This is a genomic window from Pseudomonas lundensis (assembly GCF_001042985.1).
In the GTDB taxonomy this organism is placed as follows: Bacteria; Pseudomonadota; Gammaproteobacteria; order Pseudomonadales; family Pseudomonadaceae; genus Aquipseudomonas; species Aquipseudomonas lundensis.
Genome location: NZ_JYKY01000003.1, coordinates 151,621 through 167,425, shown reverse-complemented (window position 1 = coordinate 167,425; position 15,805 = coordinate 151,621). Strand labels below are relative to the sequence as shown.

General features: G+C 57.9%; 18 protein-coding genes. 11 read left to right on the top strand and 7 right to left on the bottom strand.

Annotated elements, in window-relative coordinates:
* Positions 1 to 72: 72 nt before the first annotated feature.
* Positions 73 to 561, top strand: coding sequence for an Lrp/AsnC ligand binding domain-containing protein (locus TU74_RS03810; RefSeq protein WP_047278794.1), 489 nt, complete (start codon positions 73 to 75; stop codon positions 559 to 561).
* Positions 562 to 585: 24 nt separating this feature from the next.
* Here TU74_RS03810 and TU74_RS03805 read toward each other — a convergent pair whose 3' ends face one another.
* Positions 586 to 939, bottom strand: coding sequence for a YkgJ family cysteine cluster protein (locus TU74_RS03805; RefSeq protein ID WP_047278792.1), 354 nt, complete (start codon positions 937 to 939; stop codon positions 586 to 588).
* A 147-nt stretch (positions 940 to 1,086) separates the two neighbouring features.
* On the opposite strand from TU74_RS03805, the gene TU74_RS03800 reads away from it, so the two are divergent.
* Positions 1,087 to 2,388: an NAD(P)/FAD-dependent oxidoreductase gene (locus TU74_RS03800; protein WP_047278790.1), complete on the top strand. Its 1,302-nt coding sequence runs from the start codon at positions 1,087 to 1,089 to the stop codon at positions 2,386 to 2,388.
* A 9-nt stretch (positions 2,389 to 2,397) separates the two neighbouring features.
* Here TU74_RS03800 and TU74_RS03795 read toward each other — a convergent pair whose 3' ends face one another.
* Complete coding sequence (locus TU74_RS03795) at positions 2,398 to 2,631, bottom strand: DUF1127 domain-containing protein (protein ID WP_047278787.1); 234 nt, start codon at positions 2,629 to 2,631, stop codon at positions 2,398 to 2,400.
* Between the two features lie 181 nt (positions 2,632 to 2,812).
* Here TU74_RS03795 and TU74_RS03790 point away from each other — a divergent pair, with 181 nt between their 5' ends.
* Entirely contained in the window at positions 2,813 to 4,237 is a 1,425-nt protein-coding gene (locus tag TU74_RS03790) for an aminotransferase-like domain-containing protein (RefSeq protein ID WP_047279579.1), read from the top strand.
* A gap of 24 nt (positions 4,238 to 4,261) precedes the next feature.
* Complete coding sequence (locus TU74_RS03785; protein WP_048375172.1) at positions 4,262 to 5,818, top strand: phospholipase D family protein; 1,557 nt, start codon at positions 4,262 to 4,264, stop codon at positions 5,816 to 5,818.
* Here TU74_RS03785 and TU74_RS03780 read toward each other — a convergent pair.
* Positions 5,815 to 6,960 (bottom strand): MFS transporter, encoded by a 1,146-nt coding sequence (locus TU74_RS03780; RefSeq protein WP_047296506.1) that lies wholly within the window; start codon positions 6,958 to 6,960, stop codon positions 5,815 to 5,817. The genes TU74_RS03785 and TU74_RS03780 overlap by 4 nt on opposite strands.
* Before the next feature lie 145 nt (positions 6,961 to 7,105).
* Positions 7,106 to 8,599: an aldehyde dehydrogenase gene (locus tag TU74_RS03775; protein ID WP_047279577.1), complete on the bottom strand. Its 1,494-nt coding sequence runs from the start codon at positions 8,597 to 8,599 to the stop codon at positions 7,106 to 7,108.
* 237 nt (positions 8,600 to 8,836) lie between these two features.
* Between TU74_RS03775 and TU74_RS03770 the strand changes: the two genes are divergently transcribed.
* The 4 genes from TU74_RS03770 to TU74_RS03755 all read left to right on the top strand — a co-directional run bounded on the left by TU74_RS03770 (position 8,837) and on the right by TU74_RS03755 (position 10,695).
* On the top strand, positions 8,837 to 9,199 hold the full coding sequence (locus TU74_RS03770) for a cupin domain-containing protein (protein WP_048375169.1): 363 nt from the start codon (positions 8,837 to 8,839) through the stop codon (positions 9,197 to 9,199).
* Positions 9,200 to 9,415: 216 nt separating this feature from the next.
* Positions 9,416 to 9,712: a hypothetical protein gene (locus TU74_RS03765; protein ID WP_047279576.1), complete on the top strand. Its 297-nt coding sequence runs from the start codon at positions 9,416 to 9,418 to the stop codon at positions 9,710 to 9,712.
* Positions 9,713 to 9,774: 62 nt separating this feature from the next.
* Positions 9,775 to 10,074 carry an I78 family peptidase inhibitor gene (locus TU74_RS03760; RefSeq protein ID WP_048375168.1) on the top strand — a complete coding sequence of 100 codons (300 nt, stop codon included), beginning with the start codon at positions 9,775 to 9,777 and terminating at the stop codon, positions 10,072 to 10,074.
* 9 nt (positions 10,075 to 10,083) lie between these two features.
* The gene (locus tag TU74_RS03755; RefSeq protein WP_048375166.1) at positions 10,084 to 10,695 is read left to right on the top strand and encodes a hypothetical protein; all 612 of its coding nucleotides are present in this window, start codon (positions 10,084 to 10,086) and stop codon (positions 10,693 to 10,695) included.
* 123 nt (positions 10,696 to 10,818) lie between these two features.
* Here TU74_RS03755 and rpmG read toward each other — a convergent pair whose 3' ends face one another.
* Together rpmG and rpmB are read right to left on the bottom strand one after the other, a co-directional pair.
* Positions 10,819 to 10,974, bottom strand: coding sequence for a 50S ribosomal protein L33 (gene rpmG / locus TU74_RS03750; RefSeq protein WP_003437824.1), 156 nt, complete (start codon positions 10,972 to 10,974; stop codon positions 10,819 to 10,821).
* A gap of 11 nt (positions 10,975 to 10,985) precedes the next feature.
* Positions 10,986 to 11,219, bottom strand: coding sequence for a 50S ribosomal protein L28 (rpmB, locus tag TU74_RS03745; RefSeq protein WP_019410280.1), 234 nt, complete (start codon positions 11,217 to 11,219; stop codon positions 10,986 to 10,988).
* A 512-nt stretch (positions 11,220 to 11,731) separates the two neighbouring features.
* On the opposite strand from rpmB, the gene TU74_RS03740 reads away from it, so the two are divergent.
* Complete coding sequence (locus TU74_RS03740; protein WP_047296387.1) at positions 11,732 to 13,318, top strand: ABC transporter substrate-binding protein; 1,587 nt, start codon at positions 11,732 to 11,734, stop codon at positions 13,316 to 13,318.
* Between the two features lie 3 nt (positions 13,319 to 13,321).
* Here the strand turns inward: TU74_RS03740 and radC are convergent, their stop codons facing one another.
* Positions 13,322 to 13,996 carry a RadC family protein gene (radC, locus tag TU74_RS03735; protein WP_048375164.1) on the bottom strand — a complete coding sequence of 225 codons (675 nt, stop codon included), beginning with the start codon at positions 13,994 to 13,996 and terminating at the stop codon, positions 13,322 to 13,324.
* Between the two features lie 123 nt (positions 13,997 to 14,119).
* On the opposite strand from radC, the gene coaBC reads away from it, so the two are divergent.
* Positions 14,120 to 15,328, top strand: a complete 1,209-nt coding sequence (coaBC, locus tag TU74_RS03730; RefSeq protein WP_048375162.1) for a bifunctional phosphopantothenoylcysteine decarboxylase/phosphopantothenate--cysteine ligase CoaBC — start codon at positions 14,120 to 14,122, stop codon at positions 15,326 to 15,328.
* Positions 15,329 to 15,333: 5 nt separating this feature from the next.
* Positions 15,334 to 15,789, top strand: coding sequence for a dUTP diphosphatase (gene dut / locus TU74_RS03725; RefSeq protein ID WP_047278770.1), 456 nt, complete (start codon positions 15,334 to 15,336; stop codon positions 15,787 to 15,789).
* Positions 15,790 to 15,805 lie beyond the last annotated feature (16 nt).

Genomic DNA, 15,805 nt, shown 5'->3' with positions numbered 1-15,805 from the left:
AATTCACTGTATAAATGGCTATATTTGGCGACAATTCTCGGCTTAAACGCTTTTGACAAAGGAGATTCTCCTATGCGCACAAATCACCAAACAAAGCGTGAACTGGACAAGATCGATCGCAATATTTTGCGCATTTTGCAGGCCGACGGCCGCATCTCGTTTACTGAACTGGGGGAGAAGGTCGGGCTGTCGACCACGCCGTGTACCGAGCGGGTGCGCAGGCTGGAGCGCGAAGGGATCATCATGGGTTACAACGCCCGGCTCAACCCGCAGCATTTGCAGGGCAGTTTGCTCGTGTTCGTTGAGATCAGCCTCGACTACAAGTCAGGCGACACCTTTGATGAGTTCCGACGTGCCGTGCTGAAACTTCCCCATGTGCTTGAGTGCCATCTGGTGTCAGGGGATTTTGACTATCTGGTGAAAGCGCGCATCAGCGAGATGGCGTCTTATCGCAAGTTGCTGGGGGACATTCTGTTGAAACTGCCCCACGTACGCGAATCCAAAAGTTACATCGTGATGGAAGAAGTCAAAGAAAGCCTGAACCTGCCGATCCCAGATTGAACCTGAGGGTGCTGCCGCGAGCGTTCAGACCAGCACTTGCCGGGTGGTGGCGATGTATTCGTGCACCAGCTTTTCGGCGCTCGGATGAATCATCTCCACAGGGCGTCGGCCATTGGGGCACGGCAATGTCGGGGTGGTGCCGAACAGGCGGCAGATCAACGGGCGCTCTTCATACACCGTGCAACCGTTCGGCCCCAGGTGTACGCAATTGAGCTCGTCCATGGCCGCCGCCTGTTCGGCCGCTGTTTTGCGCGGCAGACGCGCCATTTCTTCGGACGAGGTGGTCACGGGCCCGCAGCAGTCGTGGCAACCCGGTACGCATTCGAACGACGGGATTTGCTGCCTGAGAAAGCGGATTTTGTGACTGTTACAGCTCATTCAGCGCGTACCGATGTTGAAAAGGCCACAGAGTCTGCCTGAAAACCCCTGCCCTAGACAGCGCCGTCCAGCTGTTCTTGCCCCACGGGAAGGGCACGGCTTATGCTCCGTCAAATTTTCCAAACACAAATAATCAGGATCCCGCACATGAACGCCCCTGTTCAGCGCAGCCAGCACACCGCTTCTTATTACGCCGCCAGCAGCTTGCCGCAGCCCGACCATCCGGTGCTGCAAGGTGAGTATGTGGCGGATGTGTGCGTGGTGGGCGGGGGTTTTTCGGGGCTGAACACGGCGCTGGAGCTGGCCGAGCGCGGCATGAGCGTGATCGTGCTCGAAGCACACAAGATCGGCTGGGGCGCCAGTGGTCGCAACGGCGGGCAGCTGATTCGCGGCGTAGGCCATGGCCTTGAGCAGTTTGAAGGCATCATCGGCAAAGACGGCGTGCGCCAGATGAAGCTAATGGGCCTTGAGGCGGTGGAAATCGTTCGCCAGCGGGTGGAGCGGTTCAATATCGCTTGCGACCTGACCTGGGGGTACTGCGACCTCGCCAATAAGCCGCGCGACCTTGAAGGTTTTGCCGAAGAGGCTGAAGCGTTGCGCGCGCTGGGTTATCGCCATGAAACCCGTCTGCTCCAAGCCCATGAAGTGCGTAGCGTGGTCGGGTCTGACCGTTATGTGGGCGGGTTGATTGACATGGGGTCTGGCCACCTGCACCCGCTCAATCTGGCTTTGGGTGAAGCGGCCGCCGCCGTGCAATCAGGTGTACAACTGTTTGAGCATTCAGCGGTGACGCGCATTGATTACGGCCCCGAAGTGCGGGTCCACACAGCCCGGGGGACCGTGCGTGCCAAGAGCCTGGTGTTGGGCTGCAACGCTTACCTGAAAGACCTCAACCCGCAATTGAGCGGCAAGGTGCTGCCCGCAGGCAGTTACATCATTGCCACCGAGCCGCTGAGCGAAGCGCAGGCCCACGCGTTGTTGCCGCAGAACATGGCGGTCTGCGATCAGCGCGTGGCCCTGGACTACTACCGTCTGTCCGCCGACCGACGCCTGCTGTTCGGCGGTGCCTGCCACTATTCAGGACGCGACCCACAGGACATCGCGGCCTACATGCGCCCGAAAATGCTGGAGGTGTTCCCGCATCTGAAAGACGTCCGCATCGATTACCAGTGGGGCGGCATGATTGGGATTGGCGCGAACCGTTTGCCGCAGATCGGCCGCTTGCCAGATCAGCCGAACGTGTACTTTGCTCAGGCGTATTCCGGGCATGGCGTGAACGCCACGCATTTGGCGGGCAAGCTGCTGGCCGAAGCCATCAGCGGACAACACAGCGATGGCTTCGACCTGTTCGCCAAGGTGCCGCACATTACCTTCCCGGGTGGCAAATACTTGCGTTCTCCACTGCTCGCACTCGGGATGTTGTGGCACCGTCTCAAAGAGCTGCGTTAAGCCCCGGCGTTACGAGCGCCAGAACGGCTTGCAACCTTCGTGTTGCGCCATGGTGCGGCTCAGCCCTATGTCGCGCAATTGCTGATCGTCCATCGACAGCAATACGCGACGGGTGCGTGAGCGGTGCCAGAACAGGCCCCAGCGACTGAGACCGGCAGGGGAGCTGGGCCGTTGATAAACCTCCCGCTCCTCTAGCAGTTGCGGGCCGTGCAGTGTCAGACGTACATCGCTCAAACCATTCATCTTCAGGTTCCTTTTGCCTCGGTGGCTACGAGTCAAAAGGATGGCCCTGATCGCGAAACCATGACAGATTCACCGAACTGTTTTTGCGTGCATACAGATGCGGCTTTGTGCCGCTGAATTTCTTAAATGGGCAGCATCTGTACTGGTTTTTAACGTTCGAACCCTTGCCGGGAGTGCTGTCATGACCCTTTACGTCAACCTCGCTGACCTGATCGGTACGCGGATCGAGCAGGGCTTTTATCGACCGGGCGACCGCCTGCCCTCAGTGCGCGCACTGAGCGCCGAGCATGGGGTCAGCTTGAGTACCGTGCAGCAGGCATACAGGTTGCTGGAAGACAACGGACTGGCCTCGCCGCGGCCCAAATCCGGGTATTTCGTGCCGATGGAGCGTGAGCTGCCTGCGTTGCCGGGGATGGGCAAGCCAGCCCAAAGGCCAGTGGAAATTTCCCAGTGGGAGCAAGTCCTGGAGCTGGTCCGCTCGGTGCCGCGCAAGGACGTGATTCAGTTGGGCCGCGGCATGCCTGACGTCACCACGCCGACCATCAAGCCGTTGCTGCGTAGCCTGGCGCAACTGAGTCGCCATCAGGACTTGCCCGGCCTGTATTACGACACGGTGTATGGCGTGCTGAGCTTGCGTGAGCAATTGGCGCGTTTGCTGCTCGACTCTGGCTGCCAGTTAGGGCCTGACGAACTGGTGATCACCACGGGCTGTCACGAGGCGCTGTCGTGCAGTATTCGCGCGGTGTGCGAGCCGGGGGATATCGTGGCCGTGGATTCGCCGAGCTTTCATGGCGCCATGCAGACCCTCAAGGGGTTGGGCATGAAAGCGCTGGAGATCCCCACCGACCCGTTGACCGGTATCAGCCTGGAGGCGCTTGAGCTGGCGCTGGAACAGTGGCCCATCAAGGCCATTCAAGTCACGCCCAGTTGCAATAACCCCTTGGGGTACATCATGCCCGAGCCCCGCAAGCGGGCTTTGGTGGCATTGGCACAGCGCTTCGATGTGGCGATCATTGAGGACGATGTTTACGGCGAACTGGCCTACACCTACCCTCGCCCGCGCACGATTAAATCCTTCGATGACGAAGGACGCGTCCTGCTTTGCAGCTCTTTTTCAAAGACGTTGGCACCGGGCTTGCGCATTGGTTGGGTCGCGCCCGGCCGCTATCTGGAACGGGTGCTGCACATGAAATACATCAGCACCGGGTCCACTGCGCCGCAGCCGCAACTGGCGATTGCCGATTTCTTGAAAAATGGACATTTCGAGCCACATTTACGCAAGATGCGCGCGCAATACCAGCGTAATCGCGACCTGATGCTGGGTTGGGTGAGCCGTTATTTTCCGCCGGGCACTCGTGCCAGTCGGCCGCAAGGCAGCTTTATGTTGTGGCTCGAACTGCCAGAGGCATTCGACACCTTGCGGCTTAATCGCGTGTTGTTGGAGCAAGGCGTTCAGATCGCGGTGGGCAGCATCTTTTCGGCTTCGGGCAAGTACCGGAACTGTTTACGAATGAACTACGCAGCCAAGCCTACGTCCCAGATCGAAGACGCTGTACGCAAGGTCGGCATGGCAGTCAGCCAGTTGTTGTCAGAAAACCCCTTTTAACCTTGCGATGATTGGATTGAGGTCTTGCCGTTGAAATCACTGTGCGCAGTTTTGCTGAGCGTCTTGCTGGGAGGCTGCGCCACGTTGGACGTGCCCCGCGGGCCGAGTCAGGCCATCCCGGCGGCGAAATCCTCCTTCGGGCGTTCCATTGAACAACAGGCAGCGCCCTATCAGGGGCGTTCGGGGTTTCGCCTGCTTCCCAACAGTGGCGAAGCCTTTCGCGCGCGGGCCGAGTTGATTCGCAACGCGCACACCAGCCTCGACTTGCAGTACTACATCGTGCATGACGGTTTGAGTACGCGGATGCTGGTCGATGAGTTGTTGAAGGCGGCCGATCGCGGCGTGCGGGTGCGGATTCTGCTAGATGACACGGCCAGCGACGGGCTCGACGAACTGCTGGCGACGCTCGCGGCGCACCCCAATGTGCAAATCCGGCTGTTCAACCCCTTGCAGCTTGGGCGCAGCACCGGTGTGACGCGAGCCATGGGGCGGCTGTTCAACCTGTCGCGTCAGCATCGGCGCATGCACAACAAGCTGTGGTTGGCCGATAACAGCGTGGCCATTGTGGGCGGGCGCAATCTGGGCGATGAGTACTTCGACGCCCAGCCCGACCTGAACTTCACCGACATTGATTTATTGAGCGTCGGGCCGGTCGCTGAACAGCTCGGGCACAGTTTTGACCAGTACTGGAACAGCGCGTTAAGCCAGCCCATCGGGGATTTTGTCTCGTCGCGCCTGTCCCGGCGCGAGCTGTCCAAGGCCCGAAAAGAGCTGGAGGCGTCACTCAGCCAGGCGCAACGGCGCAACCCGGCGCTTTATGAGCAGTTGGCGTCGTATGAAACCCACCCGCAGCTGGCGGTCTGGCGCAAAGAGTTGATCTGGGCCTGGAACCAGGCCTTGTGGGATGCGCCGAGCAAGGTGTTGTCCAAGGGTGAGCCCGACCCGCATTTGTTGCTGACAACACAGTTGGCGCCGGATCTGGCAGGCGTAAATCAGGAACTGATCCTGATCTCGGCCTATTTTGTGCCGGGAGAAACCGGCCTGGTGTACCTGACCGGCCGCTCCGACGCCGGGGTCGATGTACGTTTATTGACCAACTCGCTGGAAGCCACTGACGTCCCCGCGGTGCATGGCGGCTATGCGCCGTATCGCAAAGCGCTGCTGGAGCATGGGGTCAAACTGTACGAGTTGCGTCGCCAGCCGGGCAGTACAGGCGGCAGCGGCCCGCATCTGTTCAAGACCAGCCTGAGTTCCGATTCGAGCCTGCACAGCAAGGCGATGATTTTCGATCAGCAAAAATCCTTTATTGGCTCATTCAACTTCGACCCCCGTTCCGGGCTGTGGAATACCGAAGTGGGTGTGTTGGTCGACAGCCCTGAATTGGCGGCACAGGCCCGGAAGCTGGCGTTGCAGGGGATGTCGCCCGCCTTGAGTTATCAGCCGGTGCTGGAGGACGGAAACATCGTCTGGCAGACCGAAGACAACGGGCAATTGCACACCCTGAAGCGTGAGCCGGGAAATGGGTGGCGCCAGTTCAATGCCTGGTTCAGCAAGCGTTTCGGTCTGGAAAAGATGCTCTAGGCGGCCGACTGTTCGGCGCCAAACGCGCCCTGACGCAACACCAGAATCACCAGCCCGAACGCCCCGGCTGCCATGAACAAAGGCAGCGCATGGCCACTGACCCATTGGCTGCCCGCCCCTGCCGCCAGCGGGCCGATCAGGCAGCCGATGCCCCACAGCTGGGCCACGTGGGCATTGGCGCGCACCAGCGCATCGTCGCGGTAACGCTCGCCGATCAGGATCAGCGACAACGTGAACAACCCCCCGGCACTGGCACCGAACATCACCCACACCGGCCAGATCAACAGCGTATCGATCAGGAGCGGCACGGCGAGGCTGGACAGCATCAGCGCGGCGGCGCATGCCGTGAACAAGGAGCGGCGCGACAGTTTGTCGGCCAGCGCACCAATGGGCAGTTGCAGCAAGGCATCTCCGACCACCACGGTACTGACCATCGCCAGCGCGATGTCGGTGGTGAAGCCTTGGCGCAGGCAGTACACCGGCAACAGCGTCAGAATCATCGCCTCAAAGGCTGCAAACAGCGCGACAGCCCACGCGATGGCCGGCAAGCCGCGACAAAAACCGAGTAGATCGCTGAAGGTCACGCTGCAGGATTGCGTCACGGGGGCGCCATCGCGGCCCATCAGCAGCAACGGCGAGAGTGTCAGCAACGCGACGCCGATCCAGAAGCCGTAATCGTTTTCAGACCCCACCACCCCCAGAAGCAAAGGCCCGGACAGTTGGCTCAAGGCATACGCGCAGCCGTACAAGGCCACGAGGCGGCCTCGCCATTGCTCGGTCACCAACTGGTTGATCCAGCTCTCGCCGAGGATAAAGATCACGGTGAGCACCACCCCGATCAACAGCCTCAACACCAGCCATACGGGATAACTGGGCAACAAGGCCAACAACCCGATGGACAGCGCGCCGCACCACAGGCACAAACGCATCAACCCTGGCGTGCCGAAGCGTGCCGCGAGCTTGCTGGCAATGCTGGCGCCGACCAGTACCCCAATGGCGGGCATGGCTGCCATCACACCGATGGCAAATCCGCCGTAGCCCCAGCTTTCGAGGCGCAGCGACACCAGCGGCATGCTGACGCCGAGCGCGAGCCCGACGCTCAGGACCGAAGCCAGCACCGCAAAATAAGTCGCCCAACGCATGGGGGTGCTCCTGTGGATCACGTGGTTTCTGTGTGTTCAAGCAACTGTGGGAGCGGGCAGGTCTGCGATGGGTCTGCCGTTGGGCAGGGTCATCGCGAGACTCGCTCGCTCCCACAGGGGTGGTGCGACGGTAAGGTCGGGTGCGTTACAGCTTGATCCAGGTGGATTTCAGTTCGGTGTATTTGTCGAACGCGTGCAGCGATTTATCGCGACCGTTGCCCGACTGTTTGAACCCCCCAAACGGTGCGGTCATGTCGCCGCCATCGTATTGGTTAACCCAGACGCTGCCGGCGCGCAGTGCCTTGGCGGTCAGGTGAGCCTTGGAAATATCGGCGGTCCACACCGCTGCTGCCAGACCGTAAGGCGTGTCGTTGGCGATCTGCACCGCCTCTTGCGCTGTGTCGAAGGTAATAACCGACAGCACCGGGCCGAAGATTTCTTCCTGGGCGATTTTCATCGCGTTGCTGACACCGTCGAAGATGGTCGGCTCGACGTAGGTCCCGCCGGTCTCTTGCAGGATCTGGTTACCCCCGGCAACCAGTTTGGCGCCTTCGGTATGGCCCGATTTGATGTACGACAGCACGGTGTTCATTTGCTGTGTATCAACCAGTGCGCCGACGGTGGTGGCCGGATCCAGCGGGTTGCCCGGCTTCCAGCCTTTGAGGGCTTCGATCACCAGCGGCAGGAATGTGTCTTTGATCGAGCGCTCGACCAACAGGCGCGAGCCTGCCGTGCAGACTTCGCCCTGGTTGAAGGCAATGGCGCTGGCAGCCGATTCGGCGGCCGCTTGCAGGTCAGGTGCGTCGGCAAACACGATGTTCGGGCTTTTACCGCCCGCTTCGAGCCAGACGCGCTTCATGTTGGATTCGCCGGCATACACCATCAGTTGCTTGGCGATTTTGGTGGAGCCCGTAAACACCAGGGTGTCGACGTCCATGTGCAACGCCAGCGCCTTGCCGACGGTGTGGCCGTAACCCGGCAAAACGTTGAACACGCCTGCCGGAATTCCCGCTTCGACGGCCAGTGCGGCGATGCGGATGGCTGTCAGTGGCGATTTTTCGGACGGCTTCAGGATGACGGAGTTACCGGTGGACAGCGCAGGACCGAGCTTCCAGCAGGCCATCATCAGGGGGAAGTTCCACGGCACAATGGCGGCAACCACACCGACTGGTTCGCGTGTCACCAGGCCCAGTTGATTGTGCGGAGTCGCGGCCACTTCGTCGTAAATCTTGTCGATGGCTTCGCCGCTCCAGCTCAGCGCGTTAGCGGCGCCGGGGACGTCGATGCCCAAGGAGTCACTGATCGGCTTGCCCATATCGAGGGTTTCAAGCAGGGCCAGTTCTTCAGCGTTTTGCTTGAGCAGGCCCGCGAAACGGATCATGGTGGCTTTGCGCTTGGCCGGTGCCATGCGTGACCACACGCCCGAGTCGAAGGTTTTGCGCGCGTTTTCAACGGCGCGTTGTGCATCTGCGGCATCGCAGCTGGCAACCTTGCCCAGCAAACGGCCATCGACCGGGCTGAGACACTCGAACGTTTCATTGGAGACCGCAGCGGTGTATTCACCGTTGATGTAGGCGCGACCTTCGATTTTCAGCTGTTGGGCCCGTTGTTCCCAATCAGCACGCGTCAGGGTGGTCATTCGAGTGTCCTCCTCTTATTGATATACATGCACCACGGTTTTCACGCGGCACCTCAGGAATGCTGTCCAATCCACTCATGTGATCGGCACAAGACATGCGCCACCCTAAACCAGTGGCTGTGAGACTTTCAATATATTTGACACGCGTGTCGTAAACGGCGTGGCTTGTTCGTTTTAATAAACATAGACTTTGGCCTTTCTGGCCACACACACCGCAATTTCGGGGGGACAAGCACCATGAGCATCGAAACGATCGTCGATTTCAACACCGCCAAAACCGAGGCTGAACGCTTTCGCCCGGCACCGGAGAAGGTGCTCAAAGGTGACCCGGAGCAAGTTATCCACAACCATTACGACAGCCCCTGCGGGCAAATGAACGCGGGTGTGTGGGAAGGGGCGGTAGGTCAGTGGACGGTTAACTACACCGAGCACGAATACTGTGAAATTGTGCAGGGCGTTTCAGTTTTACGTGACAGGGAAGGTCATTCCAAAACCTTGAGAGCAGGCGACCGCTTTGTCATCCCGGCGGGTTTCCAGGGCACGTGGGAAGTGCTTGAGGCGTGTCGGAAAATTTACGTCGTGTTTGAGCAAAAACGCTGAGAGTGACGAGTTAGAGCGTTGCCCCAAGCCCTGCCATTAGATAATGGCAGGGCTTTTTTGTGTCCGGTTGAATGGGGAGGCAGGACGAATTCAGTTACAGCTCGACGCCCGCCCTGTTGGAAAATACATCCAGACTTTTAAGTGTGCAGCGGTTGATTACATAAACCGGCACGTGGGCTGAATTCGCCCCAACACTTATCTCAATAAGGAACTAACATGAGCGCGTTAACGGTAACGAAAAACACGGCTTTAGCGGCCATTATTACCGCAGTATTTATGTCTGCACCGGCCATGGCTGCGGAAGGTGGAAAGTGCAGGACTGATATTGCCTACAATTCCGTTGTGCCCCTTGATGCCACGCCTGAAAACTTCGAAATATTGCGTAAGGTCTATGAAGCGAAAGATATTCGCGTCGAGCGCAAGGGCGTCGCCTATACCACTGAGTTCAATGAGAACCGTCTGAGAATCGGCGTGGGTACGGATAATAAAGTGAGCTACTACCGCTGCGGGTAACGGGGTGAGAGTCAACGTTTAACAGGGTTAAACGTTTTTGTTGAATTTGACAAGGAAGTGAAATGAGCACGTTATTCAATATGAAAAAAGCAGCCATTGCGTGCCTGGTCGTTTTGGGTGCAGGAAGCGTTCAGGCATCGGCTTCAGAACAGGAACCAGGAACATGCAGCTTGGACTTCGCCCTGACCAAGATCCTGCATGCGGCAACCCCTGAATTTGTAGAAAGCATACGCCAGCGCTCCGGCGCGACGGTGGTTCGGGTCGAAAGGCCCGGTCAGGTCTACACGATGGAATACAACGCAGATCGATTGCGCGTCATCGTCAATAAAAACAATATTATTCAAGGTTATATGTGCGGTTAAGGGTGGCGTATGAAAAGCACACTGAAGGCACAAAATTGCTTTTGTGCAGATGTTTACTGGAAGGGTAAAGACCAGGTACTGCATAAAGTTGCTGCCACCATGAATAATCAGACCGTATTTAAAAATAACGACGGTTGGTTGTTTGCGGGAAAAGATAACTATACAAAGCGCTTAAGTAATGGAATGGTCTGGGATCGTTACTTGGTGCAGTTAAGTTTTTGGTTTGGTTGTTATGTATTTGAGGATGGTCGGCACTTGTATCGTATCGCCGCCTTTACACGCCATCTTGAACAGTCGGATGACCGAAACCATCGGTTTAATGGGCATCATGTTGATATTAGTAAAAACGGCTTTTTAGGTGTGTACGACGTTCACCCCGACTATATTAACGGTGGCGATTATTTAAACAAGTTGTTGTTCCAGCTTGATAACCTCGGAACTGAGGCTTTAAGCATGGGGCAAGTTGTTGAACGTGTGCAGTTGACCAGCCCTTACGGACGTCAGGTTAAAGTAGTGGACGATGAGGGTTACCCTTTGCTGAATGAAAGCGGGGCGGGAGAAGCGGGTTCGTTCACCCTCAAAGTGCTTGAGGTGGGACAGGGGTTACCGTTTTCAGGATGAGGTGTTCAACCTCAAGGGCTGACGCTACCTGCTACCACTCATGCTGAGGTTCCCTTTGGCATGAGCCACAAAAAAGGCCCGCATCGTGAGATACGGGCCTTCTTTGTTAAGAAGAAAAATCAATTACTTGATTTTGGCTTCTTTGTAGATCACGTGCTTGCGAACCCGCGGATCGAATTTTTTGATTTCGATTTTGTCCGGAGTGGTGCGCTTGTTCTTATCAGTGGTGTAGAAATGGCCTGTACCAGCGCTCGACACCAAACGGATCAATTCACGCATGATTAGCTCCCTTAGATCTTGCCAGCGCGGCGGATTTCGGCCAGCACGACAGTAATGCCACGCTTGTCGATGATACGCATGCCCTTGGCGGATACGCGCAGACGCACGAAACGTTTCTCTTCTTCAACCCAGAAGCGGTGATGCTGCAGGTTCGGCAGGAAACGACGACGGGTTTTGTTATTTGCGTGGGAAATGTTATTCCCAGTCACCGGACCCTTACCGGTAACTTGACAGACTCTCGACATGCCTCAGCCCTCTAAAACCACATGCCCAACCCGGCATGGGTTGGCCGCTTAATCTCTCAGTCATTTGGCGCTAGGCGCCGCGTTTCTTTAAGGGTCTTACCGGTTACGCCTACAAACGAAGGAACCGGGCCCCTAGAAAAGAGCGCTGCTTTATACCAGAAAGACTATTGAGCAACAACATGCAGTGTGATTTGCATTGATGGATAAAGGCGGCATTCTAGCGACAATCCGCGCTAAAGCCTATGCCCTATGGGCCCTTACCGCTCGTCGCTGGGTTAAAGGTTTCAGGTGCAACAGGGGGCGTGTTTACGTTCAAGGCGCACGTTGAGCCGCGACGCGACCGCGATGACGAAAACAAAAAAACGGTGTCCGGTCAATTTCCTTGGCCTCCTGAAGCTTCACTAGGGAACGAGTTGCGCTTAAAAGTAGTCATTTGCGCTATAGATCACTAGGGTAGGCCTTTTCCAGACTGCGCCTGCAGATGGGCCAACGACTTGTCAAGGAAACCAACCATGCGCCTCGCTGCCGCCCCTTTATTGTTCTCTTTTTGTTTGGCACCGTTGGCGCACGCCGCCACATTGAGCGTCTGCACTGAAGCCAGCCCTGAAGGGTTCGATGTCGTGCAATACAACTCGCTCAGCACCACCAATGCGTCTGCTGACGTGCTGATGAACCGTCTGGTGGATTTTGATGCACAGGCCGGGAAGTTAGTGCCAAGCCTTGCGCAAAGCTGGTCAGTGTCCGCTGACGGCCTCGTGTACGACTTTAAATTGCGCCCGGACGTCAAGTTTCACACCACGCCCTACTTCACCCCCACGCGCGCGCTGAATGCCGACGATGTGCGCTTCAGTTTTGAGCGCATGCTTGATCCTGCCAACCCTTGGCACAAAGTGGCGCAAAGCGGTTTTCCTCACGCGCAGTCTTTGCAACTGCCTGCACTGATTAAAAGCATCGAGACCCCGGACCCTCAGACTGTCCGCTTCACCCTCACCCATCCGGACTCAACCTTCCTGCCAGCGTTGAGCATGGGCTTTGCTTCCATCTATTCGGCCGAATACGCCGACAAATTGCTGAAGGCGGGCACGCCTGAAAAAATGAACAGCCAGCCGATCGGCACCGGGCCGTTCGTGTTTTCGCGCTTTCAGAAGGATGCCGTGGTGCGCTACAAGGCCAATCCTGACTATTTCGCCGGCAAGCCCAAGGTTGACGGGCTGATCTTCGCCATTACTCCGGATGCCAACGTCAGGCTGCAAAAGCTGCGACGCAACGAATGTCAGATTGCGCTCTCGCCCAAACCGCTGGATGTTGAAGCCGCAGCCAAAGAGGCCACGTTGAAGGTGGCGCAAACGCCTGCATTCATGACGGCTTTCGTGGCGATCAACACTCAGCATCCACCGCTGGATAAACCCGAAGTGCGGCAGGCGATCAATCTGGCTTTTGACAGAAACTCCTACTTGAAAGCGGTGTTTGAAAACAGCGGTCAAGCGGCCAAGGGTGTTTATCCCGCAACCACCTGGAGCTACGCCAAGGATTTGCCGGAGTATCCCCATGACCCGCAAAAAGCCAAGGCATTATTGGCCAAGGCCGGGCTCAAGGACGGCTTCAGTACAACGATCTGGACGCGTCCGACAGGCAGCGTGTTGAACCCCAATCCGAGCCTGGGGGCGCAACTGTTGCAAGCGGATTTGGCGAAGGTCGGGATCAAGGCCGATATTCGGGTGATCGAATGGGGCGAGTTGATACGCCGCGCCAAGGCGGGTGAGCACGATTTGCTGTTTATGGGCTGGGCGGGGGACAACGGCGATCCGGATAACTTCCTGACGCCGCAGTTTTCCTGTGCGGCCGTGCAGTCGGGGACCAACTTTGCGCGTTATTGCGACAAGACGCTGGACAGCTTGATCAGTGAAGGCAAACACCTGAGCGATCAGGACAAGCGCAGTGCGCTGTATCAGAAGGCTCAGGCACAGATTCAACAGCAAGCGTTGTGGCTGCCACTGGCACACCCAACGGCTTACGCGCTGACGCGTAAAGACGTACAGGGTTATCAGGTGAGTCCATTTGGCCGTCAGGATTTTTCCTCGGTCAGCCTCAAGCCTTAACCTTCACATCCACCCATGCTCGACCATGGACAGCGGCTCACCGTCGCCGACAATGAAATGGTCGAGCACCCTCACTTCGATCAGGTCCAGCGCCTCTGTCAGGCGCCGGGTTAGCGTTCTGTCGGCTTCGCTGGGTTCCGGAACACCGGAAGGGTGGTTGTGACAAAAAATCACCGCGGCCGCGTTATGCGCCAGTGCGCGCTTTACGACTTGTCGCGGGTACACGCTGGCGCTGTCGATCGAGCCTCTGAACAATACTTCAAACGCCAGCATGCGATGTTTGGAGTCCATAAACAGACAGCCGAACACCTCGTGGTGCTCATGACGCAGCAACGATTTCAGGTAATCGCGCACCGCTTGCGGGCTCTCCAGCGCGGAGTCGCGACGCAAGCGTTCGGCCAAGTGACGACGTCCCATCTCCAGCACCGCCTGCAACTGGCTGAACTTGGCAGGGCCTAGCCCAAGTTGTCGGCTGAACGAGCCCAAGTCGGCTTCCAGCAATGCTCGCAAGCTGCCGAATTCAGCCAATAAGTGACGTGCCAGATCCACTGCGCTTTTGCCGGTGACTCCCGTGCGCAGGAAGATAGCGAGTAACTCGGCGTCTGAAAGGCTGGCTGATCCTTGCTCTAAAAGTTTCTCCCGCGGACGCTCGGCTGCGGGCCAATCCCTAATGCTCATAACACCTCCATGTCAGTGGGCGCCGCTGTTCCATAGCAGGCGCTGTGTTATCTTAGCCCATCATTTTTGCGTGGCATTTGGCCATTTTCCGCGCAGTCATTATCGAACTAAAAAGGCAGGCCTATGCAGCGGCTGTATCGAAAACGCATTGTTTTGGGCGTCGGCGGCGGCATTGCTGCTTACAAAAGTGCAGAGCTGGTTCGCCGTCTGCTGGATCAAGGCGCTGAAGTGCGGGTAGTGATGACCCGTGGTGGCAGTGAGTTCATCACGCCGCTGACCATGCAAGCCTTGTCCGGCCACCCGGTTCATCTCGATCTGCTCGATCCGGCCGCCGAGGCTGCCATGGGTCACATCGAGCTGGCCAAATGGGCCGATCTGGTGCTGATCGCGCCTGCGACGGCTGACCTGATTGCCCGTCTGGCGCAAGGCATCGCCAACGACTTGCTGACCACCCTTGTGCTCGCGACTGACGCTACGGTTGCCATTGCGCCCGCGATGAACCAGGCCATGTGGCGTGACCCGGCGACCCAGGCCAACACTCAACTGCTGCAAACCCGTGGGGTAAAAGTGTTTGGGCCAGCTTCCGGCAGCCAGGCCTGTGGAGACGTGGGTTTTGGTCGCATGCTTGAGGCTGATGATTTGGTGAGCTGCGCCGCCGAATGCTTCCAGCGTCAGGTGCTGACAGGCAAGCACGTGTTGATTACGGCCGGCCCGACCCAGGAAAACATCGACCCGGTGCGTTACATCACGAACCACAGCTCCGGGAAAATGGGCTTTGCCCTGGCCGAAGCGGCTGTGGAGGCCGGTGCCCGTGTGACCTTGATTACCGGCCCGGTGCATTTGCCGACGCCTGATCGGGTCAACCGAATCGATGTGGTCAGTGCGCGAGACATGCTGGCAGCCTGCGATGCCGCGATGCCTTGCGACATCTTTATTGCCTCGGCTGCGGTTGCGGATTACCGGCCGGAGGTGATCGCGCCGCAAAAACTCAAGAAAGACCCTACAAGTGGTGACGGTCTATTGCTGCAAATGGTCCGTAACCCGGACATTCTCGCCACCATCGCCTCGCGCCCGGATCGTCCGTTCAGTGTCGGTTTTGCTGCCGAAACCGAGCACTTGCTTGACTACGCCGCGCGCAAGCTCAAAGACAAAAACCTCGACCTGATTGTGGCCAATGATGTGGCTAACCCCAGCATTGGCTTCAACAGCGAGGAAAATGCGTGCAGCGTGATTGATCGCCAACTGCATGCCACCGTGTTTGCTCAGACCAGCAAGGGCAAGATTGCCCGTCAGTTGGTTACATTTATCGCCGAACGTCTGAACCAGGTTTAACTCGTATGCACGCTTTACAAGCCAAAATTCTCGATCCACGCATTGGCAACGAATTCCCGTTGCCACAGTACGCCACTCCAGGATCCGCCGGTCTCGACCTGCGCGCCATGCTCAAAGAAGACACCGTGCTGGAGCCGGGGCAGACCCTGCTGATCCCGACCGGTCTGTCCGTGTACATTGGCGATCCGGGCCTGGCCGCGCTGATTTTGCCGCGTTCGGGCCTGGGCCATAAGCACGGTATTGTGCTGGGCAACCTGGTGGGGTTGATCGACTCGGACTATCAGGGTGAGTTGATGGTGTCGTGCTGGAACCGTGGTCAAACCGCGTTCAACATCGCGGTCGGTGAGCGCATCGCTCAACTGGTGCTGGTGCCTGTGGTGCAAGCGCATTTCGAGCTGGTTGAGACCTTTGACGAAAGTCAGCGTGGCGCAGGCGGTTTTGGCCATTCCGGCAGCCTCTGACTATGCTGCATCGGGC

Coding starts and splice junctions, on each gene's coding strand:
- TU74_RS03755 (WP_048375166.1), top strand. CDS start 10,084: ATGAAAAGCACACTGAAGGCACAAAATTGCTTTTGTGCAGATGTTTAC.
- radC (WP_048375164.1), bottom strand. CDS start 13,996: ATGAGCATTAGGGATTGGCCCGCAGCCGAGCGTCCGCGGGAGAAACTT.
- TU74_RS03790 (WP_047279579.1), top strand. CDS start 2,813: ATGACCCTTTACGTCAACCTCGCTGACCTGATCGGTACGCGGATCGAG.
- TU74_RS03810 (WP_047278794.1), top strand. CDS start 73: ATGCGCACAAATCACCAAACAAAGCGTGAACTGGACAAGATCGATCGC.
- rpmG (WP_003437824.1), bottom strand. CDS start 10,974: ATGCGTGAATTGATCCGTTTGGTGTCGAGCGCTGGTACAGGCCATTTC.
- TU74_RS03770 (WP_048375169.1), top strand. CDS start 8,837: ATGAGCATCGAAACGATCGTCGATTTCAACACCGCCAAAACCGAGGCT.
- TU74_RS03800 (WP_047278790.1), top strand. CDS start 1,087: ATGAACGCCCCTGTTCAGCGCAGCCAGCACACCGCTTCTTATTACGCC.
- TU74_RS03795 (WP_047278787.1), bottom strand. CDS start 2,631: ATGAATGGTTTGAGCGATGTACGTCTGACACTGCACGGCCCGCAACTG.
- TU74_RS03780 (WP_047296506.1), bottom strand. CDS start 6,960: ATGCGTTGGGCGACTTATTTTGCGGTGCTGGCTTCGGTCCTGAGCGTC.
- TU74_RS03805 (WP_047278792.1), bottom strand. CDS start 939: ATGAGCTGTAACAGTCACAAAATCCGCTTTCTCAGGCAGCAAATCCCG.
- TU74_RS03740 (WP_047296387.1), top strand. CDS start 11,732: ATGCGCCTCGCTGCCGCCCCTTTATTGTTCTCTTTTTGTTTGGCACCG.
- coaBC (WP_048375162.1), top strand. CDS start 14,120: ATGCAGCGGCTGTATCGAAAACGCATTGTTTTGGGCGTCGGCGGCGGC.
- rpmB (WP_019410280.1), bottom strand. CDS start 11,219: ATGTCGAGAGTCTGTCAAGTTACCGGTAAGGGTCCGGTGACTGGGAAT.
- TU74_RS03775 (WP_047279577.1), bottom strand. CDS start 8,599: ATGACCACCCTGACGCGTGCTGATTGGGAACAACGGGCCCAACAGCTG.
- TU74_RS03765 (WP_047279576.1), top strand. CDS start 9,416: ATGAGCGCGTTAACGGTAACGAAAAACACGGCTTTAGCGGCCATTATT.
- TU74_RS03760 (WP_048375168.1), top strand. CDS start 9,775: ATGAGCACGTTATTCAATATGAAAAAAGCAGCCATTGCGTGCCTGGTC.
- dut (WP_047278770.1), top strand. CDS start 15,334: ATGCACGCTTTACAAGCCAAAATTCTCGATCCACGCATTGGCAACGAA.